The sequence below is a fragment of the Halarchaeum grantii genome, assembly GCF_014647455.2.
GTDB classification, from domain to species: Archaea; Halobacteriota; Halobacteria; order Halobacteriales; family Halobacteriaceae; genus Halarchaeum; species Halarchaeum grantii.
Map to the genome: position 1 here is coordinate 285,007 of NZ_BMPF01000001.1, position 22,693 is coordinate 307,699.

A 22,693-nucleotide genomic window follows, 5' to 3' on the forward strand; every position below is an offset into this window, starting at 1 on the left:
CCGCTGGCGGACCGGAATCCGTCGCCACCGTGGCGACGGAACGCCGGTGGTGGGTCTCCGCCATCGCTATACGGTGGGCGGGCGAACACCCGACGATGGTCCGGGAACCCGGTCGGGTCCGCACCGCACTCCTCGTCTGCCGACGCTTCCTCGCCGTCGGACTCGCGCTCGCGCCGTTCGCACTCGCGCTCCTCCGCGACCGGCGGCGCTTCCTCCTCCTCGGGGGAGCGCGCTCCGTCGACGACGCCACGCACGCGCGGCGCGCGAGCGCGCTCCGCGAGACGCTCGACGACCTCGGGCCGACGTTCGTCAAACTCGGCCAGTTGCTCTCGACGCGCCCGGATGTCCTCCCGCCGACGTACACGCGCGAACTCGCGGAGCTACAGGACCGAGTGCCGCCGGCGGCGTGGGCGGACGCGCGGGCGGTGTTGGAGGCGGAGGTGGGGCCGGTCGGGGAGGCGTTCGACGAGTTCGACACGGAGGCGATCAGCGGCGCGAGCCTCGGGCAGGTCTACACCGCCCGCCTCGACGGGGAGCGCGTCGCCGTGAAGGTTCGACGTCCCGGCATCGAAGCCGCCGTCGAGGCCGACCTGCGCGTGCTCGAGGCCGTCCTCCCGCTCGCCACCCGCGTCGCCTCGCCCGGACAGCGCTTCACCATCGAGAACGTCGCCGCCGAGTTCGCACAGACCCTGCGCGAGGAGATCGACTACACGCACGAGCGCGACGCGCTCGAGACGGTGCGCGCGAACGTCGCCGACGACGAGCGCGTCGTCGTCCCGGCGTCCGTCGACTCGCACTCGGGCGAGCGCGTCCTCACCATGGAGTACGTTGATGGCACGCGCATCGACGACGTCGAGGCGTTGGACGCGATGAACGTCGATCGCGCCGCGCTCGCCGAGCGCCTCGAGCGCGTCTACATCCGGATGATCCTCGAGGACGGCGTCTTCCACGCCGACCCCCACCCGGGGAACCTCGCCGTCCGCGAGGACGGCACCATCGTCTTCTACGACTTCGGGATGACGGGACGCCTCTCCGCGGAGCGCCGCGAGCAACTGCGCGCGTTCTACGGCGCCGCCGCGAACGACGACGCCGAGGCGATGGCGGACGTCTTCGTCGAGATGGGCGCGCTCGACCCCGCCGCCGACCGCGCGTTCGTCACGGAGGTGCTCGCGCTCGCCGTCGAGCACCTGCGGGGCGAGCACGTCGACAGCTCGCAGATCCGCGAGCTCGTCCGGGGCTTCGAGGGGACGCTCCACGAGGTCCCCTTCCGAATGCCACAGGACCTCGCGCTCGTCGTCCGCATCGCTACCGTCCTCGAGGGCGTCTGTCGAACGCTCGACTCCGACTTCGACACCGTCTCCGTCGTCGAGGAGTACGTCGCGTCGGAGCGCGAGGCGATGGTGCGCGAGCGCGTCGCGGAGACGGCGCGCGACGTCGGCGGCGACGTCACGGCCTCGGCGCGCTCGGCGCTCCGCGTCCCCCCGAAGGCCGAGCGCGCGCTCGAACGCGTCGACAAGGACGACCTCGAAGTGCGGACGGACGTCGCCGACGAGAACGGCGTCCTGCATCGACTCGCGCGCCGTCTCGTCCTCGGGGTGGCGGCGAGTGCGGGCGTCGTCACGACGACCTATCTCTACACGGCGGGGCTGACGGACGCGACGCTCGTCGTCGGCGGCGGGACGCTCTGCTGTCTCGGCGTCCTCTATCGCTCCTTCGTCTCCTCGGGCCGCCAGCGCGCCGTCCGCGAGGCGGGACAGGTCGCCCAGCGCTCCTTCGAGAACCGTGGCGGTCGCCGCTGACGGTTCGGGGAGCGTCGGGACCGACTCGCGGCGCACGCTCGCCTCGCGTCGCGACCGGAGTCCGCTGACGTGGCTGCGCGGTCACGCGGCTACCCGGGCGTCGCCGGGGCGGAGGCGGCCACCGCCGCGTTCACCTCCCTCTCGACGGCCGAGGAGCCGAGCGGCCTCCGAGAAAGTAATCCGGGAATGTAGTCCCACAATTCTGTGTGGATACATCCGAGAAAGTGGTTCCCCAAATATACATATACGACTTTGTAGCCCTACAAATGATGGCTGGTGCAGGCCCACATGAACCGATAAGGTCACTTATCCACTTTCCGGGGACACCTTCTTGGTGGTGCGGCGTGACGCTCCGCGTACGACCACCGATGTACGCCACGACGATACCCCGTCGTCTTCGGCCCGTCGAGGGTGGGGTGAACGACCGCGAAACACGGTTCGACGGCATCGACGTCGAGGACCGGAACGTGATTATCGCGTTGAGTGACGAGCCAGCGCGTCACGGGACCGAACCCGTGAACGTGTCTGAAACCCTACTACGGGTTCGGGGGTGTCCCGCGTGACTCCCGCCGCAGACGCCGTCCGGCTGACCCACGCTCGCCCCCGGAGGGACCTCGCGTGAGTTCCGAGGACGACGCCGAGCGGACGGCGGTGAAGACGTACGTCCCCCGCTACCAGAAGGAGTCGTGGAAAGAGCGCGCGGACGAACTCGGGATGACGCAGAGCGAGTTCGTGCGGACGATGGTGCAGGCGGGCGTGCGCGACCTCGGCCTCGACGGCGAGGGCGCGAGCGGGCCGGACGGCGTGGACGACGTCGGCGAGGACGACGGTGGGGCGGGCCTCGATGCGCGCGTCGTCGCCGAACTCCGCGAGCGCGGCGTCGCCGACTGGGAGACGCTCCTCACCGCGCTCACCGGCGACTTCGAGGCGCGCCTCGAGGAGACGCTGGCGGCGCTCGACGACGAGGGCACCATCCGGTACAGCCCGCGTGACGGTGGCTACGTCCTCCGCGAGGCCGACGAATGAGCGCGGAGGAGGCCGTGGACGTCGAGGACCCCGTGGGGTATTTCCTCGAGGACATGGGCTATCACGGCAAGCACGAGCGGACGCGTGCGGCCTACGAGCGCGTCCTCCGTGCGTTCGAGGCGTTCCTCGATTCGCGCGGCGTCGCGGGACCGCGCGCGGCCGACAGGCGGGCGTGTCTCGCGTGGGTGGCGTCGCTGCGCGAGGAGTACGCCGAATCGACGGTCGCCACGTACGCCTCCTACTGCAACCGCTTCTACTCGTATATGACGCAGGTCGGCGCGTTCGACGCGAACCCGATGACGCTCGTCGTCGAGGAGATGGACGAGACCATCGACGCCGACCCGACGCGGCGGGAGGTGACGGTCGCGCGGATGCGCGAGTTCGTCGCGGGAATCCGCCACCCGCTCGACCGCGCGGTCGTATTGGTGCTCCTGAAGACCGGGCTCAGGGTGGGCGAGCTCTGCAACCTCGACCTCCGAGACGTCGCGCTCGCTCACGCGGGCGTCCGCGAGGCGTACCCCGACCTCGGGACGCGCGGGCGTCTCGACGGCCGCCCGGACACGCTCTTCGTCGACCCCGACGTCTCGGCGGGCGAGGCGGCGAACGGCGAGGTCCGTTCGGCGTCGAACAAGCGCAAGCGGGTGACGCTCGTGCCCGTGGACGACGAGCTTCGGCGCGCGCTCGCGCGCTGGCTGGCGATCCGGCCGGACGCGCGCTCCGAGGCGGACCCGCTCTTCTGCTCGACGAGCGGTTCGTGGGGGGCGCGACTCACGCCGGAGATGGTGCGCAAGACCGTCGAGACGTACGCGCGCGACGCCGGCTGGTACCGGACCGGCGGGGGGGCGGCGGAGAACGTCACGCCCCACTACTTCCGGCACTTCTTCACGACGCATCTGCGGGACAGAACGGGCGATAGAGGCGTCGTGAAGTACCTCCGTGGGGACGTCGCGGACGACGTCATCGACACGTACACGCACAACTGGGGGGACCGCGTGCGCGACGTCTACCTCGCGAACGTCTACGACCTCCTCTAGAGGTCGCGCGTCGCCGTCTCGCCCTCAAGGACGGCCTCGATGGCCCGGATGTCGACGACGCCGTGCTCGCCGTCCGGGTAGATGTCGCGCCCGGTGAGGAGGCGGTCCGCGAAGTAGTCGAACTCCTCCTCCATCTGGTCGACGGCGTCGAAGTCGACGTCGACGGTTTGGGTCCCGCGCGTGAGCGTGAAGCCCGCGTCGTGGCGGTTGAAGAACGCGGGGTCGAGTTCGAGCTCGCCCTCGGTGCCGATGATGCGGAGGAAGCCGGTCTCGTGGGCCCGCTGTGAGGCCGAGAACGACGCGAGAACGCCGTCCGGGAAGCGCGCGGTGAACGCCGCGCGTTCGTCGGGAACGTCCCCGAAGGCGTCGTGCTCGCTGTAGAGCATCGACTGTACGTCGAGCGGGTCGGCGTCGACGATGAAGCGCGTCGTGTTCAGCGGGTAGACGCCGAGGTCGGTGACCGAGGCGCCGGGGCCGGCGAGGTCGGGATTGAGCCGCCACTGCTCCGGGTTCGGGTTGACGTCCGCGAGGAGACGCTGGCTCATGTGGCCGTGGACGTGCGTCACGTCGCCGATGGCGCCCGCCTGCACGAGGTCGCGCGCGCGCCGGATCGCGGGGTCGGTCTGCATCCGGTAGGCGACCATCAGCGGGACGTCGGCCGCCTCGCAGACCTCGACCATCGCCTCGGCGCGTTCGACGTCGGCCTCCATCGGCTTCTCGCAGAGCACGGGCTTGTCGAGCCCGGCGGCGGCCTCGACGGTCTCGAGGTGCGCGGCGTTCGGCGTGCAGACGTAGACGGCGTCGTAGGCGTCGCTGGCCGCCCCGTCGCGGAACTCCTCGCTGGAGAGGCCGTGCTCGACGTCGAGGTCCTCGGCGGCCGATTCGGCCTTCTCCTTCCCGCGCGAGACGAGGACGGTGGTCTCACAGAGCTCGCTCGCGGCGACGGCGGGCGCGGCCTGCTCGGTCACCCACCAGCCGACGCCGACCATCGCGAAGCGGACCGTGCCGTCCTCGGCGCTCGCCTCCTGCCAGTCGCGCGCGCGGAACTCGTCGAGGTAGGCGTGGAGGTCGGTCATCGGCTCTCACCGGGTTTCGGGGGTTTCGGCGGCTGTGCGGCGGTCGTCGCGGCTGCGGTCTGTGTCTGGGCCATGTGTGCGTGTGTGTCTCCGTGTATAATGATTACTCGGATTCGAGTATCTCCTAACGGTTTCGAATCCGGCAGGAACGAGCCGAGGGGGCGACGTCAGACGTCGACCCACTCGCGCTTCGCGTCGCTGCGCTCGATGGCGTCGAGGGCGCGCTGGACGCCGAGCCCCTCCACGAACCCGGGCGCGTAGTCCGTCTCGCCGGCGGCGGCCGCCGAGAGGAACTCGTAGTTCTCGTGGACGAACGTGTGCTCCCACCCGAGGACGTGGCCGGGCGGCCACCAGTGCTCGACGTAGGGGTCGTCCTCGTCGGTGACGAGCACGCGCTGGAAGCCCCGGTCGTCCTCGAGGAGGACGTCGAGCTCGTTCAGGCGCTCGAGGTCGAACTTCACGGAGCCCTTCGAGCCGTTGATTTCGATGGTGTTCGCGTTCTTCCGGCCGTTCGCGTACCGCGTCGCCTCGAAGGTGCCCATCGCGCCGTTCGCGAACTCGACCTGCGCGCTGTAGGCGTCGTCGACGGTGACGGGCCGCGTCTCGTCCTCGCCCGGGACGGGGCGCTCGTCGACGAACGTCTGCAGGTGCCCGGAGACGCTCGTGAGGTCGTCCACGAGGAAGCGCGCGAGGTCGATGCTGTGCGCGCCGAGGTCGCCGAGCGCGCCGCTCCCCGCCGTGTCGGCGTCCATGCGCCACGTCCACGGCGCCTCCGGGTCGCTCAGCCAGTCCTGCAGGTAGTTCGCGCGGACGTGGCGAATCTCCCCGAGCTCGCCCGCCTCGATGAGGTTCTTCGCGTACTGGATGGCGGGCACGAAGCGATAGTTGAACGCCGTCGCGGCGACGGCGTCGCTCTCGGCGGCGGCTTCGGCCATGCGTTCGGCGCCCTCGAGCGTCGGCGCGAGCGGCTTCTCACAGAGGACGTGCACGTCGTTCTCCAAGGCGTAGACGGACGGCTCGACGTGGACGCTGTTCGGGCCGAGGTTGTAGAAGACGTCCACTTGGTCGATGGCGTCCGCCCAGTCCGTGACGACGCGGTCGAAGCCGAGGCGCTCGGCGGCCTCGCTCGCGGCGTCCTCGTCGCGGCCGCAGACGACGTCGAGCGACGTCTCGGGGGCGTCCGGGAAGAACGTCGGGAGGCGCTGGAGGGCGTTCGCGTGTGCCTTCCCCATGAACTTGTAGCCCAGAATCCCGACGGAGAGTTCCGCACTCATGCCGAGACACCTCCGTGCGGTCGAGAGGGCATACTCGCGCCCACGGCGCGAGTTTCACGCGAACGCTCCGCGTTCGCACCTTTTTCTCCCGTGTTTTTGCACCGAGTGTTCGGCTCCGCCGACCCGAGGTGGAAAAAGACGGCACTCATGCCCAGTACGCCTCCCCGGGCTGCGTCTCGAAGACGGCGCGCTGGAGGACGTCGACGGCCTTCTCGAGGCCCTCGCGGCCGGAGGTGAGCGCGTCCTCGTGCTCGATGGAGAGCGCGCCCTCGTAGCCGACCATGCGGAGCGTGGAGACGACGTCCTTCCAGTGCTCCTCGCCGTGCCCGTATCCGATGGAGCGGAAGAGCCACGACCGGTCCGCGACGTCCGCGTAGCTCGTGGTGTCGAGGACGCCCTTCGTGCGGGCGTTGGCCTCGTAGACCTTCGTGTCCTTCGCGTGGAAGTGGTGGATGGCGTCGCGCTCGCCGAGGAAGCGGATGGCCTCAACGACGTCGATGCCCTGCCAGTAGAGGTGCGAGGGGTCGAAGTTCGCGCCGATGCGCTCGTTCGTCGCCTCGCGGAGCGCGAGCAGGCTCTCGGGCTCGTAGACGAGCATGTTCGGATGCATTTCGAGAGCGACGTTCACGCCGCGCTCGTCGGCGTACTCGGCGAGGTCGCGCCAGTAGGGTATCGCGACCTCCTCCCACTGGTAGTCGAGGGCGTCGGCGTGCTCGGGCGGCCACGGCGCCGTGATCCAGTTCGGGACGCTCGCGTCGGGGCTCCCGCCGGGGAGCCCGGAGAACGTCGTGACGGTATCGACGTCGAGTTCGGCGGCGAGCTCGATGGCCTCGCGGAGCTCCGTGTCGGCGCGCGCGGCGCGCTCCTCGTCCGGGTGGAGCGGATTGTTGTGCGTCGCGAGCGCGGAGATGCGGAGGTCGCGGCTCTCGACGGCCTCACGGACGTCGGCGCGTGCGTCCGCGTCGTCGAGGAGGGCCGCGCGGTCCGCGTGGTCGTCGCCGACGAACCCGCCGGTCCCGATCTCGACGGCGCCGACGCCGAGGTCGGCGAGATAGTCGAGGGCTTCTTCGAGCGGTTGGTCCCCGAGGGGGACGGTGAGTACACCGATATCCATGGTAGAGGTATCCATGCAGTATTGGATAAGGATTTTCATGACGGTTACGCTGGACCCGTATTCTCCGGCGATGTCGGAGGACGGTTCGTCCGGACGACGACCAATATACCGTATCTCGCTATATCGAATGCCGACGCGCCAGGCGACGGCTCTCCAACGTGGCGAAACGCGAGAAACAGGCGTTACTCGTCGAGGAGCTCGTAGAAGAGCGTCTCGTACTCCTCGGGGTCGAGGTCGGCGAGGAGCGCGTCGAGTTCGCGCTCGTACCCCTCGAGGTCCGCGAGGAGTGCGTCGTACTTGTCGCTGTTCTCGAGCGCCGAGCGGGGTTTCTGTGACTCGAGGACGGCGCGCTTCTTCGACGCGGCGAAGTACTCCGTGACCACGCGGTCGTACTCGTCGAGCGAGAGGAGACGCTCGACGACCGAGCGGAGGTCGTCGCGGCCGACCGGCTTCGTGAGGTAGTCGTCGAACTCCATCTCGACGATGTCGAAGTCCGGATCGACGCCGGTGACCATCGCGACGCGGCAGTCGTAGTCGGCATCGCGGATGCGCTCGAGAACCTCGTCGCCCGACAGCCCCGGCATGTGTCTGTCGAGGAGGACGACGTCGACGTCCCCGTCCATCTTCTCGAGGGCCTCCTCGCCGCTCGTCGCCGACCGCACCTCGTAGTCGTCGTCCAGCCAGATGGCGAACGCCTCCGGGATGCGCTCCTCGTCGTCGACGACCATGACGACCGGCTCCTCGTCGTCCGTCGAGGGGTCGGGCGCGCTCGCCGTGCTCATCGCTCCCCCACCTCGTGGCCCGCGGTAGCGCCGTGGAACTCGAAGCGCGCGCCCCCCGTCTCGCCGGCCGTCGCCGACACGGACCACCCGTGGGCGTCCGCGATCTCCGCGACGATGCTGAGGCCGAACCCGGTCCCGGACTCGTCGGTCGTGTAGCCGTACTCGAAGAGGTCCTCGGTCGTTTCCGTACCGAACCCCGGGCCGTCGTCCGCGACGTAGAAGCCGTCGGGGAGCGTGCCGACCCGCACCGTGACGTCCGCGCCAGCGTGCTGGACGGCGTTCCGGAAGAGGTTCTGGAGGAGCGTCTCCAGCCGCTCGCGGTCGGCGCGGACGTTCCCGACGTCGGCCTCGACGTCGAGCGTCGCCGTCTCGACGCGCGCCGTCCGCCACGCCGCCCGCGCGACGTCGGGGAGCGCGACCATCGCGGTTTCGCCGATCGTCTTCCCCTGTTTCGCGAGCGTCAACACGTCGTCGATGAGCGCGTCCATCCGGTCGAGCGTTGTGTCCAGTTCGTCGAAGAGTTCGTCGGTCCCGTACTGGGATTCGAGTATGGAGACGTCGGCCTTCGCGGTCTGGAGCGGGTCGCGCAGGTCGTGGCTCACGATGGACGCGAAGCGCTCGAGCTGCTCGTTCTGGCGCTCGAGTTCGCGCTCGCGCTCGACGCGGTCGGTGACGTCGCGCATGATCCCGGAGAAGACGCGCTCGCCGTCGTAACGGTGCTCCTCGAAGGTGATGGAGAGCTGGACCTCGTGGCCGTCGGCGTGCTTCGCGGGGAGTTCGACGTCCCGCCAGTCGAGCGTGCGCTCGCCCGTCTCGAGGTAGCGTGCGATCGCCTCGTGGTGGGCGTCCCGGAAGCGCTCGGGCATAATCGTCGTCAGCGGCTCCCCGACGAGCTCGTCGGGCTCGTAGCCGAAGACGCGCTCGACCGAGCGGTTGGCGAAGAGGATGCGGCTGTTCTCGTCGATGGAGACGATGGCGTCGGAGCCGTTCTCGACGAGCGCCTCGAAGAACTCCTTATCGAGGACGCCGGGTTCCACGTTCCCGCTCTCGTCGAGGACGGTCGAGTCGGAATCGTCGGCGTCCGACGGCGGGCCTGAAGATGACATGCGGAGTCTAAATCGCGTGGTCGTACGACTCTCGGGACGACTATAGCTATTTCGGCACGTCAGCGCGTCGCCGCGAGTTCGAGGCGGGCGTCGCGCGACGACCGCCCGACGACGAGCGCGTACTCGCCCGGCGGCGTCGTCCAGCCCGCGCCCTCGTCGTAGACGTCGAAGGCGTGTTCGGCGAGGTCGACCGAGGCCTCGACGCGCTCGCCCGCGGGCACCTCGACGCTCGCGAACCCGGCGAGCTCGCGCGGCGGGCGCTCGACCTCCCCGTCCTCGGGGGGCTCGACGTACAGTTGGACGACCTCGCGGCCGTCGCACTCCGACGCGTTCTCCACGGTGACGTGGACGGTCCCGTCCGCGAGGTCGGCGTCGACGTACTCGTAGTCGGCGTAGGACTCCCCGTGCCCGAACGGGTACGTCGGCTCGACCCCCTCGCGGTCGAGGTGGCGGTAGCCGACGAAGACTCCCTCGTCGTAGTGGACGACGCCGTCCTCGCCGGGATAGCGCCGCTCGTCCCCGCTCGTCGGATACGCCGACTCGGGCGCGAACGTCACCGGGAGGCGGCCCGACGGGTCGGCGTCGCCGTAGAGGACGGCGGCGAGCGCGTCGCCGTGCGCCTGCCCCGGATACCAGTTCTCGACGACGGCGTCGACGTCGTCGCGCCACGGGAGTTCGACCGGCCCGCTGGAGTTGACGACGACGACGGTCCTGTCGGTGGCGTCCGCCACCGCCTCGACGAGGTCGTCCTGTCGTCCCGGGAGGCGGAGGCTCTCGCGGTCCATCGCCTCCGTCGCGGTGTCGCGCACGCAGACGACCGCGACGTCGGCCTCGGCGGCCGCCGCGAGCGCGTCCGCCATCTCGGGGTCGCGGGTCGAGGCGTCCGCCGTCTCCTCGTCGGCGCCCTCCAGCAGGTCGAACATCGAGACGGCCTCGACGGGCGGCAGACCGTACGCGACGCTGACGGGGCCGTCCGCGCGCGACGTCACGGCGTCCGCCGGCGTGGACTGCACGACGGGGGTCGTCTCCGAGGAGCCGCCGCCCCCGAGGACGGCCGCGTCGACGTTCGGACCGACGAGCGCGACGGCCGCGTCGTCCGCGAGCGGGAGGACGCCGTCGTTCTTCAGGAGGACGGTCGCGCGCTCGGCGACGCGCCGTGCGAGCCGGCGGTGCTCGGGCGTGTCCACCGCCCCCTCCGTTCGAGAGCCGTCGAGGCGGCCGATGTCCGCCAGCTGTCGGAGGACGCGCTCGGCCATGTCGTCGAGGCGCGCGTCGGGGACCGTGCCGTCGCGGACCCGCTCGGCGAGCACCTCGGCGAAGCGCTCACAGGACGCGGCGTCCGGCATGCCGCGCGCGAGCTCCTCGGGCATCTCCACGGGGCCGTCCTCGGCGTCCGCGTCGCCGGGCAGCATCTCGCCCATCGGGACGCCCGGCATCTCGACGTCGAGGCCGCCGTTCGCGGCGGCCGCCGCGTCCTCGGTGCCGAACCAGTCGGAGACGACGTAGCCCTCGAAGCCCCACTCGCCCTTCAGGACGTTCCGGAGGAGGCGCGCGTGGTCGCTCATCCGCGTGCCGTTCACGCCGTTGTACGCGGTCATGACCGACCCCGCGCCGGCGTCGACGGCTGCGCGAAACGACGGCAAGTAGAGTTCGCGGAGCGCGCGCTCGGAGACGTCGGCGCTGACCGACGCCCGATAGCGCTCCTGACTGTTCGCGACGTAGTGCTTCGGCGTCGCGACGACGTCCTCGGACTCGATGCCGCGCGTGACGGCGGCGGCGAACGCCGCCGAGTGCACGGGGTCCTCGCTGAAGTACTCGAAGTTCCGGCCGTTCTGCGGGACGCGAATCAGGTTCGTCCCCGGACCGAGGAGGGCGTCGGCGTCCATGCCGTTCGTCTCACGGCCGAGCGCCGCGCCGTGCGTCTCCGCGAGGTCGGTGTCGAACGTCGCGGCGAGCGCGAGCGGCGCGGGGAACGCCGTCGCCTCCTCGCCGGGGACGCGCACGCCGAGCGGGCCGTCCACCATCCGAAGCGGGGGCACGTCGAGGCGTTCGATACCCCGAACGTAGCCCGTCGCGCGGTCCGACGGGTCGCTCGCGCCGTGCGTCAGCGCGACTGTCTCCTCGAGCGTCAGTTCGTCGACGAGGTCGCGGACGGAGCGCTCGCTCATGTCGGGAGCGCGTCCGCCGACGGCAAAGCCGTTCGGGTCGCGGCGACCTCAGACCTTCACGAGGACCTTCACGGCGTCGCGCTCGTCCATCGCGCGATAGCCCTCGGGGATACCCTCCAAGTCGACGGTCTTCGTGAAGATGGGCGACGGGTCGAGCGTCCCCTGCAGGACGTCCGCCATGAGGTCGTCGACGTACTTTCGGACGGGGGCGACGCCGCCCTCGAGGCCGACGTTCTTCCGGAAGGCCTTCTCGAGGAACGCCGCCTCGTCGACGCCCTCGGGGACGCCGACGAACCCGACGGTCCCGCCGGGTCGCGCGACGTCGAAGGCGGTATCCATCGAGGACTCCGCGCCCACGCACTCGAGGACGTGGTTCGCGCCGCCGTACGTCAGCTCCGTCGCGCGCTCGACCGCCTCCTCGCCGCGCGCCGCGACGGTCTCCGTCGCGCCGAACTCCTCGGCGATCTCCAGCCTGTCCTCGTGGTGGCCCATCGCGACGATCCGCTCGGCGCCGAGGCGGTCCGCGGCGAGCACGCCACAGAGCCCGACCGCGCCGTCGCCGACGACGACGGCGGTGTCGCCGGGGCCGACGCCCGCGCTCACAGCCGCGTGGTGACCCGTACACATGACGTCCGTCAGCGGGAGGAGCGACTCCAGCACGTCCTCGTCGTCCGCGTAGCGCTCGGGGACGCGCACGAGCGTGCCGTCCGCGAACGGCGCGCGCACCTTCTCGCCCTGCGCGCCGTCGTGCTCGCCCGCCCAGCCCTTCTCCTCGACGCAGGAGGTGTAGAGGCCCTTCCGGCAGAACTCGCACTCGCCACAGGAGATGGCGAACGGCGCGAGCACGCGGTCGCCCGGGCGGACGCTCGTCACGTCGTCGCCGACCTCCTCGACGACGCCCATCGGCTCGTGGCCGGTGCGCCCGGGCGTCGGGTAGTCGCTCTCGCCGCGATAGAACCAGAGGTCGGAGCCACAGACGGCGGTGTGCGTGATGCGGACGACGGCGTCCGTCGACTCCTCGATCTCGGGGTCGGGAACTTCCTCGACGCGGACGTCGCGTTCGCCGTGGTAGACAGCGGCCTTCATACGCGGGACTTCCACGGGCACGAGGAAAAAGCCATCCGCCCCGGCAGGGCGTTCCGTCTACGGGCGGGTCACTCCCGCTCGTCGTTCTGCGGCCCCTCGCCGTCGCTCGGACCCGCAAAGCTCACGGCTCACTCCCGCTCGCTCGTCCCGCGGATGCTCACTCGCGTTCGGCTCCCCGCGTCCCGCGTGTCGCTAGCGTCCGCTCACTCCCGCTCGACGTTCTGCGGCCCCTCGCTGTCGCTCGGGCCCGCAAAGGCCTCCGCGTCGGCCTCGCGAACGCGCGCGCCCTTCTCCGCCAGGTGGCGCGTCTGGTTGCGCGCGAAGTCCTCCTCCTCGGTGCCTCTGGTGGCGAGCACGTAGACGAGCGCGCGGCCGGCGGGGCGCATCGTCCGGCCGGCGCGCTGGGCGCCCTGTCGGCGCGAGCCCCCGAGCCCGGAGGCGATGATCGCGAGTTCGGCGTCCGGGAGGTCGATGCCCTCGTCGGCGACCCGCGAGACGAGGAGGACGTCGCGCTCGCCCGCGCGGAACTCGTGGAAGAGGCGCTCGCGCCGCGAGTGGGGCGTGTCACCGCTGACGAACGGGAGGGAGAGCGCCTCGCCCAGCCGGTCGCCCTGGTCGAGGTAGTCGACGAAGACGAGCGTCTTCGCCTCGGGGTGCTCGTCGAGTATCGACCGGACCTCGTCGATTTTCGCGGGGTTGGAGGCGGCGAGCATCCGACGCTCGTGGCCGTCCGCGCTCGCGTACTCGTAGCGGCGCTCGTCCTCCGCCCACGGGACGAAGCGTATCTCGACCTCGGGCTCCTGCACGAAGCCCGCGTCGAAGAGCGCCTCCCAGTCCGTGCCGATGGGCGGTCCGATGAGCGTGTAGATGTCCGTCTCGCGGTCGTCGCCCCGGACCGGCGTCGCGCTCAGCCCGAGGCGCGCGGAGGCCTGCAGGTCGGTGGTGCGCCGGAAGACGTCGCTCGGGATGTGGTGGGCTTCGTCGTAGACGACGAGCCCCCAGCGCTTCTCGTCGAAGAGCCGACGGTGGCGCTCCATGCCCGCCGTCGAGTAAGTCGCGATGGTGACGGGGCCGATCTCCTTCACGCCGCCGTGGTACTCCGCGACGTCCGCCTGTGTGAGGCTCGTGTACTCGAGGATGCTGTCGCGCCACTGGGCGACGAGTTCGCGCCCCGGCGCGAGGATGAGGGTCTCGCGGCCGATCCGTTCGAGGACGCCGAGCGCGGCGACGGTCTTCCCGCTCCCCGGCGGGCCGACGAGCACGCCCGAGCCCGACTCGACGAAGCGCTTCACCCACCCGCGCTGGTAGTCGCGAAGCGAGAGGTGTAACTCGACGTCGAGCTCGGCGCCCTCGTCGAGCGTCCGGTCGTCCTGGACGGGGTAGCCGGCCTCGTAGAGCTCGCGCTTGACGGTGGCGACGGCTTCGGCGGCGACCCACGCTTCGGTGTCGCTGATGGGCGCGCGGATGGTCCCCTCGGAGAGATGCTGCTCGGCGACGTTCCCCATCATCTCCGGCGTGTTCGCCTCGAGGACGATGTAGCCCTCCTCGTGGGTGTAGAGGCGGAACTGGCGGGCGCGACGCCACTGGTCGGCGACGAACTGCTCGAGGGACGGGTAGCGCTCGCCGAGCGCCTGCCGGACGGTCCGGCGCAGCGCCGCCAGGTCGTCGTGGGGGGCGCCCCAGACGTCCTCCGCGCGGACCGTGTAGCGATAGGCGTTCTCGCCGGTGGTGTCGGTGAGGGTCGCGAACTGCGCGAGCTGCGCGCGCGTGAACTGCGTGGGTTGGTCGACGACGACCTCGCGGTGCTCGGGGAAGACGACGACGCGTTCGCGCTCGGTGGTCTTCGCCCAGTCGGTGGGGAACCACACCACCGGGTCGTTCGAGACGTCGACGCGCTCGACGCCGTGGTCCTCCTCCGCGAGTCGGTCGAGGGCGTCGCTCGCCTCGGCCTGCGTCCAGTCGAGGACGCCCGCGAGGCGCCCGGCGGTCACCACGGGGCGGCCGACGGACTCGAGGGCGTCGTAGAAGGCGTCGAGAGAGAGTTCGGGGCTGTCGGCTTCGTCGCTCACTGGGTGTGCGTAGACGACTGGCGTTGAAACGGTTTGCGTCGTCGGCGGGGCGCGGCGTCCCGGGTCGCGGGCGCACCGACGCAAGAGTTATGCTGGCGTGTAAAACACTTTTTACTGTAAAGAGATCTTTACCATGTCCGTCACCGAACTCGCCCCGCGAACGACGCGCAGGCTCGTCACCGGCTTCGGCGTCGGCGGCGGCGTCGCGCTCGGCGTCCTCGTCGCGCTCGAACGGCCGCTCGTCGGCGTCGCGCTCTACGCGCTCGCGATGCTCGCGAGCGTCGGCCTCCAGCACCGCAGCGACGCCGTCCTCTACGACGAACGCGACCGCACGCACGCCCGGAGCGCCGCGAGCCTCACGCTCCGGCTCTTCGGCTACGCGTCCGCCGTCGTCTTCCCCGCGCTCACGCTCGCGTGGGCGTTCGGCCGCTTCGACTGGCCGCTCTGGAGCGTCGCGCTCGCGTTCGCCGTCGCCGCGCTCTACCTCACGTACGGTGGGTTCCGACTCGCACTCGCGACGAGGGCGTAATGGAGAACACGCTCCGCTCCCACCGCGAGGCCCACGGCCTCAGTCAGGGCGCGCTCGCCGAGCACGTCGGCGTCACCCGACAGACCATCAACGCCATCGAGCGCGACCGCTACGACCCCTCCGCCGAGTTAGTGTTCGCGCTCGCGGCGTTCTTCGAGTGCCGGGTCGAGGAGCTCTTCGCCCCCGACATCGACCTCGACGTGACCGCGAGCGACCTGGACTAGCGCCACCGGTTCCACGCGACGAGCGCGCCGAGGACGCAGAGCCCGCCGACGAAGAACGCGACGCCGGGCTGTGAGAGGAGCGCGAGCGCGGCGTCGAGCGGGCCGGCCGCGTGGCCGCCCACCGTCGTGGTCGTGCTCACCTGCGCGGTCGTCTCCGTCGCGGTCCGCGTCGCCGACACCGTCGTCTCACCGCCCGCGTCCATCGCGCTGAACCCGCCGCTCGTCGTGGTCGTCGTTCCGGCCGCGCCGCCGCCGTCGCCGCCCGAAGACGGACTGGCGGCGGACCCCATCGCGGGCACGACGGTACCGGGCGCGGCGAGCGCCTGTACGAGGAGCGCGCCGACGCCGATGGCGCCGACGCTCCCGAGGAAGCTCTTCAGGACGTCGAACGCGCTCGAGCGCGTCTCCTCGTCGCCCGCCATCACGACCACGGAGTCGTTGGTGGGGGCGTACACTTTCATCTCGGTACCGCGCTCGGAGTACCACGTGTCCGCGACGTCGACGAGGCCGGCGTCGCGGAGCCCGTCGAGGTGATAGCGCGCGTTCTGGAGGGACGTCTCGGCGGCATCCGCGAGGTCCGAGGCCGGCCGCGGCTCCTCGTAGACGGCGGCGAGGATGGTGCGCGCCGTCTGCGAGGAGAGCGCGTCGAACACCTCGTCCGCCGCCTCCTCCTCGATACCGAGGAGGCGCGACCCGTCGGTGTCGACGTCGACGTCGGACTGGAACGGGAACAGACTACCCATCAGTCATGCGGATGTTCGTTCGTGCGGACATATAGTTTCGCGTCGCGCGGCGGCGCTGCGAGCCGCGCGCGAGTCGCTCGTGGAGGGCCGACTCGGGGACCGGTGAGGCGCCGCGAACGGGAGTAGTGGGGGAGGCGGCGCACACCGGGGCGCTCCGGCGGTACCCACCAGAGCGTCGGGTCCCCGTTCAGTTAGCATCACTCGCTAATCGAGTGTGCACGGCGTGCACACGACGTCGCCCGCAGCCGATTCGCTCGCTCCGGGAGCTTAATTATCCCCGTGCCGCTACACACCGATATGGACGCGCACGAGGCTGCGAACTTCGTCTTCGCCTCCCCGAACCGGCTCGCCGTCCTCCGTGCGCTCAGAGCCGACCCGGGCCGGCCGCGTGGCGTCGCCGACCGCGTCGACGTCTCGCGCGCCACCGCTCAGCGCTGCCTGCGAGCGTGCGCCGACGAGGGCTGGGTCGCGCGCGTCGACGGCGACTACCGACTCACCCCGACCGGCGAGCGCGTCGTCGAGCGCGCATGCGGCTTCCTCGACGACCTCCGCGTCCTCGACGAGAAGGAGGCGCTCCTCGACCGCCTGCCGACGACCGACCCGCCGCTCCCGGTCGCCGGCTTCGAGGACGCCACCGTCGTGACCACGACGCGCGAGCAACCACACCGCGCTGCGGAGGCGCTCACCGACCGCATCCGCGAGTGCGATGCCGACCACTACGACTGCCTCTCCCCGACGATGACGAAGCTCTACATCGACGCGTTCGGGGACTGCATCGAGGACGGCGCGAGCATCGACCTCGTCTGCCCCGACTCCGTCCTCGACGCCGAACGCGCCGTCCGCCCGGACAACGTCGCGCGCTCGCTCGCCCTCCCCGCCTTCGACCTCCACGTCCATCCCGGCGACCTCGACTACGCGCTCGTCGTCAGCGACGAGGTGGTGTTCGTCGGCGCGTACGACGACGCGAACGCGCTGAACGCCGTCGCGTGGACGGCCGACGACGCCGTCCGCGAGTGGGCCCGCGAGCGCTTCGAGGCCGAGAAGGAGGTCGCCGACGACCCGCCTCAGACGGCGTAGCCATCGAAGCACGCGGCGGCGTGGCGATAGCCGAGCACGCCGAGCACGCCGACGGCGCCGAGCGACAGCGCCGCGCCCGGGAGGAGGAGCGACACCCCGGAGACGCCGAGGAGCCCGCCGACGAACGAACTCACGCCGGGGAAGCCCGCGACCATCACGGGGAGCGCCGCGACCAGCAGGAGAAGCGAGTAGACGGCGAACGCGAGCAGGCTCGGGACCGTCGCGCGCCGACTCCGAGTGACGCGCACCGCCTCGTATCGCGGGAGCGCGCTCCCGACGCCCGCCGCGAGGCCGCCCGCGCCGACGCAGAGGCCGGCCGCGACGACCGCGAGGACGGCGACGCGAACGGGCGAGAGCGGGCTGAGGACGCCGACGACAGCCGTCCCGACGAAGGCGACGGGGGCGCCGATGGCCGCCGTCGCGAGCAGGTGCCCGCGCGCGAACGCCCGGCCGGAGACGCCGCTCGTCGCGCTCACCGGGAGGAGCGCGCCCTCGTCGCCGAGCGGGTTGAGCGCGAGCCCCGCGCCGGCCGCCCACGCGACGTAGACGGCGACGTAGCCGACGAGCACGGTGGGGACGAGGCCGGTGGCGAACGCCTCGCCGACGGGGCCGCCGAGCGCGAAGAGGGGGTAGGCGACGTAGAGGAGTTTCACGGGCGCGCGGCGGGCGCGCACCACCGACTTGTACGCCACCCAGCCGGCCGGTCCGGCGTCGAGGCGCGCGAACGGCCCGGGCGCGAGCGACGTCTCCGTCGCGACGGCGTCGCGCTCGGCGGGCGTCGCGCGGTCCGCGTACCAGAGCGCGGCGGTGAGCGGGAACGCCGCGAGGACGGCGCCCGCGACGAGCACGGCGACGAGGCAGAGCGCGCCGAGTGCCGCGGATGCGCTCGCGGGGACGACGGGGAGGAGCGCGAGGTCAGCGAGCCACGCGATGGGCGTCGCGGCGACGGCGCGCGCGACGGTGCCGGCGAGGTCGCCCCCGGCCTCCGTCGTCAGCAGGAGGAAGTACGCGACGACGGCGAGCGCCGCGATGAGCGTCCGATAGCGCGCGACGAGCGCCGAGCGGACGGCGAGGTTCTTCACGCCGAACCCGAGGGTGAAGCCGACGAGCGCGGCACTCACGACGAGACACGCGAGCGCGAGGAACGCGGCGGCGCCCGCGAGCGCGGAGCCGGTGGCGAGGCCGAACGCGAGCGGTGCGACGACGAGCAGCGGGGCGAACGGGAGGAGCGCGCCGCCGGCCTCGGTGCAGAGCATCGCGAGCGTCACCTCCCGCGAGGGAACGGTGGTGAGGAGGCCGTCCATCGCGTCGTAGGACGAGCGCTGGGAGAGGACGCCGAACGCCGTGATGCCGACGACGAGCACCCACGCGCCGCCCGCGCCGACGCGCGCCAGTGGGAGGACGCTCGCGGTGACGCCGCCCGCGAAGAGGTAGATGCCGATGCCGACGGCCACCTGCAGCAGCGCGATCAGGCCGAAGCCGAAGACGAGGAGGAGGACGCGGAGGCCGCTCTCGGAGAGCACGCGCAGACGCCGGCGGGCCTCCGTGCGGACGATGCGCGCGACGTGCGCGAGGGTCGGCCGCCTCATCGCTCGTCTCGCGCGGTGGCGCGCTCCGCCTCACCAGCGGCGTCGGTGGCGCCGGAGCGCTCGTCGCCAGGCCCGCCCGTGACCGCGAGGAAGGCGTCCTCGAGCGTGCCGCCCTCGCCGGCCGCGACCTGCGACTTCAGCTCGTCGGGCGTGCCCTCCGCGACGAGGCGGCCGTTCGAGAGCACGCCGACGGTGTCCGCGAGCTCGTCCACGACCGGGAGGATGTGCGTCGAGAGGAACACCGTCGCGTCGCCGGCGGCGAGTTCCGCGACGAGCTCCATCACGGTTCGGGCGGCGCGCGGGTCGAGGCCGGACGTGGGTTCGTCGAGGAAGACGACGGCGGGGTCGTGGAGGACGGCGAGCGCGATGCCGACCTTCTGCTTCATCCCCTTCGAGTACGCGCCGATGCGCTTGTCGGCGTCCGCGAGGAGGCCGAAGCGTTCGAGGAGGTCGTCGATGCGCTCGGTGGCGTCGTCGCCGAGGTCGCGCAGGCCCGCGACGTACTCGAGTTGCTCGCGGCCGGTGAGTTCGTCGAACACCGGGGGCTCCTCGGGGAGGTAGCCGATGTGTTCGACGACGGCGGCGCGGTCGGCGACGTCGGCGCCCGCGACGCGCGCCGACCCGGTGGTCGGCGTCGTCAGCGTCGTAAGCATCCGCATCGTGGACGTCTTCCCGGCGCCGTTCGGCCCGAGGAAGCCGTAGACGGCGCCGTCCGGGATGGAGAGCGAGAGGCCGGCGACAGCCGTCTCGTCGCCGTAGCGTTTCGTGAGGTCGGTGGCTTCGATAGCGGGAACCATACCGTCGTACTCACGAGCCGAGCGAAAAGGCGTTGCGTCGGTCACGAGAGATATATAGCCGTATCGAGGGGTCATAGCAAGTCGTTTCTATCGGTATCCGCCCGATTCGGGTATGGAGGCAGATCAGGCCGCCTCGCGAATCGGGACGACGACCGCCGACTTCTGCGCGGGCGTTCGCGACTGCACCGCCCACCTCCCGGTCGCGCTCGCGGCCTACCGCGACGGCGACAGCGAGGCGTTCCACGACTCGGCCGCCGAGGCGGCCGCCGCCGAGTCCGCCTGCGACGACTACGCGCGCGACCTGCGGACGGCCCTCGCCACCCTCGACCCGGATCTCACCGGCGTCTACCTCCGGGCGCGTGACCTGCTCGACCTCCTCTCGCGCCTCGACGACGTCGCGAACGCCGTCGAGGACGCGCTGGCCGCGCTCGCGTCGATGGCGCCCGACCTCGACGCGTCCGGGGACGCGCTCGTCGACCTCGGGACGCTCGCCGCCCGCGCCAGCGAGCGGCTCTGCGACGCCGTCGAGGAGTACGTCGTTGCGCTCTGCGCGGACGAGTCACCGACCATCGAGCGCGAGACCATCGACGCGATTCGGGACGTGGAACACCGCTGTGACGAGCTGAAACAGGACGCGCTCGCGGCGGCGTTCGCGCCCGGCCTCTCCGTGAACGGGCTCGCCGTCCGCGAGGTGACGCTCGCGCTCGACGGCGTCGCGAACACGGTCGAGGACGCGGCGGACCAGCTCGCGGTGGTGGCGAGCGCGACGCCGTAAATTATCCGGCGTTAGAGCCCGGCGGACCCCGACGCCGAGTCGGGGAGGTCGGCGCGTTCGACGGGGAGGCCGAGTTCCTCGAGCGCGGCGACCATGTGCTCCTCTTGGGCGTACTCGGCGCCGTCGGCGACGCGCTTCGCGTGGGTGCGCGCGAGCACTTCGCCGCGCCGGTCGTCGGGAATCGCGAACTTGTCGGCGGCGAGTTCGATGGTGAGGCCGTTGTGGTCGCGCGTGTAGAGCGAGTGGAAGACGCCCCGATCGAAGACGCTGTAGCGGTGGCCGTTCTCCTCTAGGCCCTCGCGGACCTCCTCGAAGTCCTCGGGGTCGAAGCTGAACGCGAGGTGGTGGACGCCGCCGACGCCGACGCGCTGGGGCTGGGGGTTCGACTCGCGAGACTCCTCGACGAAGAACGTGAGGATGCGGCCGTCGCCGGTGTCGAAGAAGAGGTGGGTGACTTCGGGGGCGTCGAGGTTCGGCTGCCGGAGGACGAGCGGCATCCCGAGGATGTCGCGGTAGAACGCGACGGTGTCCGCCTCGTTGGAGCCGATGAGGGTGATGTGGTCGACGCCGGTCATGTGCATCGCGCTGTCGGGCAGCTCGGCCGTCACGGGGATCTCCGAATCGTCGCTCATGGGTATCGTCGTGTTACCTGATTCGCGACCGAACCGGATAAACCCTCGCTGACACGGGGTTAGCGGGTGACGCGCACGTCAGGGGAGAACGGCGGCACCGACCAACGGGAGGCGCCGCCGAAACGCGAGCGGGGAGGCACGACCCGCGAGCAGAACGCGACGACTAGCGGGAGGCACGGATCGACGAACGCGACGGAACCGAACGCTCAAGGTGCGCGTCCCCGACGAGTCGGGTATGGATCGGGTAGCCGTCATCGGCGCGTCGATGACCCAGTTCGGCCAGCGCGACGCCTGGGTCCGCGAGTTGCTCGCGGAGGCGGGCGAGGCGTGTCTCGCCGACGCGGACGTCGACGCCGACGAGTTGGACCACCTCTACGTCTCGAACATGGCGAGCGGCGAGTTCGAGGGGCAGACGGGGGTTCCGAACGCCCTCGCGCACGACCTCGGCGCGCTCGGCGCGTACACGCAGCGCGTCGATCAGACGAGCGCCTCGGGCGGTGCGGGCGTCTACGCGGCGTGGCAGTCGGTGGCCTCGGGCGCGAGCGACCTCACCATGCTCGTCGGCGGCGAGAAGATGACGCATCGCACGACCGCCGAAGCGACGGACGTCATCGCCTCGCTCACGCACCCCGTCGAGTACAAGCACGGCGTCACCCTCCCGAGCTTCGCGGGGATGACCGCCCGACACTACCTCGAGAAATACGACGCGCCCCGCGAGTCGCTCGCGAAGGTCGCGGTGAAGAACCACGCGAACGGCGTCGACAACCCGCACGCGCAGTTCCGGAAGGAAGTCGACGAGGAGACCGTCCTCGAATCGCCGATCGTCGCGGACCCCCTCCGCCTCTACGATTTCTGTCCGATCACGGACGGGAGCGCCGCGCTGCTGTTCTGCCCGGAGTCGGTCGCCGCCGAGTACACGGACGACTACACCGTGGTCTCGGGCATCGGCGGTGCGACGGACACGCACGTCGTCCACGAGCGCGACGACCCGACGGTGATGGGCGGCGTCGTCGACTCCTCGGCGCAGGCCTACGAGATGGCGGGCCTCGACGCCGACGACGTCGGGGTCGCCGAACTCCACGACATGTTCACCATCCTCGAAGTCCTCCAGTTGGAGGACCTCGGCTTCTTCGAGAAGGGCGAGGGCTGGACGGCCGCCGCCGAGGGCGTCACCGCGCGCGACGGCGCGTTGCCGGTAAACACCTCCGGCGGCCTCAAGTCGAAGGGCCACCCGCTCGGCGCGAGCGGCGTCGCACAGGTCTACGAGATCCACCAGCAGCTCACCGAGAGCGCCGGGGAGCGGCAGGTCGCGGCGGACGTCGGCCTCGCCTGTAACGTCGGCGGGTTCGGGAACTGCGTCACAACCACCATCCTGGAGGCCGCAGAATGAGTTTCGAGGCATATCGCTGCGAGAACGGCCACGTCACGTATCCCGCACACACCGTCTGCCCGGAGTGCGGCGCGGAACAGCGCGAGACGGTCGACCTCACCGAGTCGGTGGGGACGGTCGTCACGTGGACGACGAGCACGGCGACGCCGCCGGGCGTCCGCGAGCCGAACCACCTCGGCATCGTCGAGTTCGACGTCGAGGGCGAGTCGGTGCGCGCGCTCGGCCAGCTCACCGAACCCGTCGAGAGCGGCGAGGAAGTGACGCCCGTCTACGTCGCGGAGCTCCGCGACCCCGACGCGGGCATCCGCGAGAAGGAGAGCCAGTCGTGGGACGGCTACCGGTTCAGTCCCGTCTCGCGGGACTGAATCAGCGAGGAACTCCGTTCCGACCGTGGTTCGAGCCG

The 22,693-nt window shown here is 71.2% G+C and carries 22 protein-coding genes; 10 read left to right on the forward strand and 12 right to left on the reverse strand.

The window, feature by feature from the left end:
- The first annotated feature begins 95 nt into the window (after positions 1-95).
- The 4 genes from IEY12_RS01465 to IEY12_RS01475 all read left to right on the forward strand — a co-directional run bounded on the left by IEY12_RS01465 (position 96) and on the right by IEY12_RS01475 (position 3,859).
- Entirely contained in the window at positions 96-1,799 is a 1,704-nt protein-coding gene (locus IEY12_RS01465) for an ABC1 kinase family protein (RefSeq protein ID WP_188877269.1), read from the forward strand.
- Positions 1,800-1,868: 69 nt separating this feature from the next.
- Complete coding sequence (locus tag IEY12_RS15815; RefSeq protein WP_268245992.1) at positions 1,869-1,991, forward strand: hypothetical protein; 123 nt, start codon at positions 1,869-1,871, stop codon at positions 1,989-1,991.
- Positions 1,992-2,417: 426 nt separating this feature from the next.
- Positions 2,418-2,825, forward strand: a complete 408-nt coding sequence (locus IEY12_RS01470) for a DUF5805 domain-containing protein (protein WP_188877276.1) — start codon at positions 2,418-2,420, stop codon at positions 2,823-2,825.
- On the forward strand, positions 2,822-3,859 hold the full coding sequence (locus tag IEY12_RS01475; protein WP_188877287.1) for a tyrosine-type recombinase/integrase: 1,038 nt from the start codon (positions 2,822-2,824) through the stop codon (positions 3,857-3,859). The genes IEY12_RS01470 and IEY12_RS01475 overlap by 4 nt, the downstream gene beginning before the upstream one ends.
- Here IEY12_RS01475 and gfo6 read toward each other — a convergent pair.
- The 8 genes from gfo6 to IEY12_RS01515 all read right to left on the reverse strand — a co-directional run bounded on the left by gfo6 (position 3,856) and on the right by IEY12_RS01515 (position 14,534).
- A complete protein-coding gene (gene gfo6 / locus IEY12_RS01480) occupies positions 3,856-4,935 on the reverse strand; it encodes a D-xylose 1-dehydrogenase Gfo6 (protein ID WP_188877296.1) in 1,080 nt (359 codons plus the stop codon). The genes IEY12_RS01475 and gfo6 overlap by 4 nt on opposite strands.
- Positions 4,936-5,102: 167 nt before the next feature.
- On the reverse strand, positions 5,103-6,209 hold the full coding sequence (locus IEY12_RS01485; RefSeq protein WP_188877304.1) for a Gfo/Idh/MocA family protein: 1,107 nt from the start codon (positions 6,207-6,209) through the stop codon (positions 5,103-5,105).
- 145 nt (positions 6,210-6,354) lie between these two features.
- A complete protein-coding gene (locus IEY12_RS01490) occupies positions 6,355-7,323 on the reverse strand; it encodes a sugar phosphate isomerase/epimerase family protein (protein WP_188877307.1) in 969 nt (322 codons plus the stop codon).
- A gap of 182 nt (positions 7,324-7,505) precedes the next feature.
- Positions 7,506-8,105: a response regulator gene (locus tag IEY12_RS01495; RefSeq protein WP_188877316.1), complete on the reverse strand. Its 600-nt coding sequence runs from the start codon at positions 8,103-8,105 to the stop codon at positions 7,506-7,508.
- Positions 8,102-9,211, reverse strand: coding sequence for a PAS domain S-box protein (locus IEY12_RS01500; protein ID WP_188877324.1), 1,110 nt, complete (start codon positions 9,209-9,211; stop codon positions 8,102-8,104). Before IEY12_RS01500 ends, IEY12_RS01495 begins: the two co-directional genes overlap by 4 nt.
- Positions 9,212-9,270: 59 nt before the next feature.
- Positions 9,271-11,379, reverse strand: coding sequence for a beta-glucosidase (locus IEY12_RS01505; protein ID WP_188877331.1), 2,109 nt, complete (start codon positions 11,377-11,379; stop codon positions 9,271-9,273).
- Between the two features lie 48 nt (positions 11,380-11,427).
- Positions 11,428-12,465: a zinc-dependent alcohol dehydrogenase family protein gene (locus IEY12_RS01510; RefSeq protein ID WP_188877336.1), complete on the reverse strand. Its 1,038-nt coding sequence runs from the start codon at positions 12,463-12,465 to the stop codon at positions 11,428-11,430.
- A 203-nt stretch (positions 12,466-12,668) separates the two neighbouring features.
- Complete coding sequence (locus tag IEY12_RS01515) at positions 12,669-14,534, reverse strand: DEAD/DEAH box helicase (RefSeq protein WP_188877341.1); 1,866 nt, start codon at positions 14,532-14,534, stop codon at positions 12,669-12,671.
- A 133-nt stretch (positions 14,535-14,667) separates the two neighbouring features.
- Between IEY12_RS01515 and IEY12_RS01520 the strand changes: the two genes are divergently transcribed.
- Complete coding sequence (locus IEY12_RS01520) at positions 14,668-15,063, forward strand: DUF2178 domain-containing protein (protein WP_188877347.1); 396 nt, start codon at positions 14,668-14,670, stop codon at positions 15,061-15,063.
- Positions 15,063-15,287, forward strand: coding sequence for a helix-turn-helix transcriptional regulator (locus tag IEY12_RS01525; RefSeq protein ID WP_188877364.1), 225 nt, complete (start codon positions 15,063-15,065; stop codon positions 15,285-15,287). The genes IEY12_RS01520 and IEY12_RS01525 overlap by 1 nt, the downstream gene beginning before the upstream one ends.
- On the opposite strand, the gene IEY12_RS01530 is transcribed toward IEY12_RS01525, so the two are convergent.
- Entirely contained in the window at positions 15,284-16,030 is a 747-nt protein-coding gene (locus IEY12_RS01530) for an ArsR/SmtB family transcription factor (RefSeq protein ID WP_188877370.1), read from the reverse strand. The genes IEY12_RS01525 and IEY12_RS01530 overlap by 4 nt on opposite strands.
- A 297-nt stretch (positions 16,031-16,327) precedes the next feature.
- Here IEY12_RS01530 and IEY12_RS01535 point away from each other — a divergent pair, with 297 nt between their 5' ends.
- Complete coding sequence (locus IEY12_RS01535) at positions 16,328-17,107, forward strand: helix-turn-helix transcriptional regulator (protein WP_188877376.1); 780 nt, start codon at positions 16,328-16,330, stop codon at positions 17,105-17,107.
- On the opposite strand, the gene IEY12_RS01540 is transcribed toward IEY12_RS01535, so the two are convergent.
- Entirely contained in the window at positions 17,095-18,696 is a 1,602-nt protein-coding gene (locus IEY12_RS01540; protein WP_188877389.1) for a hypothetical protein, read from the reverse strand. The two genes, IEY12_RS01535 and IEY12_RS01540, sit on opposite strands and share 13 nt — an antisense overlap.
- Positions 18,693-19,493: an ABC transporter ATP-binding protein gene (locus tag IEY12_RS01545; protein ID WP_188877391.1), complete on the reverse strand. Its 801-nt coding sequence runs from the start codon at positions 19,491-19,493 to the stop codon at positions 18,693-18,695. Before IEY12_RS01545 ends, IEY12_RS01540 begins: the two co-directional genes overlap by 4 nt.
- A 112-nt stretch (positions 19,494-19,605) precedes the next feature.
- Here IEY12_RS01545 and IEY12_RS01550 point away from each other — a divergent pair, with 112 nt between their 5' ends.
- On the forward strand, positions 19,606-20,268 hold the full coding sequence (locus IEY12_RS01550) for a DUF47 family protein (RefSeq protein WP_188877397.1): 663 nt from the start codon (positions 19,606-19,608) through the stop codon (positions 20,266-20,268).
- A gap of 11 nt (positions 20,269-20,279) precedes the next feature.
- Here IEY12_RS01550 and IEY12_RS01555 read toward each other — a convergent pair whose 3' ends face one another.
- Positions 20,280-20,900 carry a VOC family protein gene (locus IEY12_RS01555; RefSeq protein WP_188877401.1) on the reverse strand — a complete coding sequence of 207 codons (621 nt, stop codon included), beginning with the start codon at positions 20,898-20,900 and terminating at the stop codon, positions 20,280-20,282.
- A gap of 235 nt (positions 20,901-21,135) precedes the next feature.
- Here IEY12_RS01555 and IEY12_RS01560 point away from each other — a divergent pair, with 235 nt between their 5' ends.
- Both IEY12_RS01560 and IEY12_RS01565 read left to right on the forward strand, forming a co-directional pair.
- Positions 21,136-22,290, forward strand: a complete 1,155-nt coding sequence (locus IEY12_RS01560) for a thiolase family protein (protein WP_188877403.1) — start codon at positions 21,136-21,138, stop codon at positions 22,288-22,290.
- Positions 22,287-22,655 (forward strand): Zn-ribbon domain-containing OB-fold protein, encoded by a 369-nt coding sequence (locus tag IEY12_RS01565; protein ID WP_188877415.1) that lies wholly within the window; start codon positions 22,287-22,289, stop codon positions 22,653-22,655. The genes IEY12_RS01560 and IEY12_RS01565 overlap by 4 nt, the downstream gene beginning before the upstream one ends.
- Positions 22,656-22,693 lie beyond the last annotated feature (38 nt).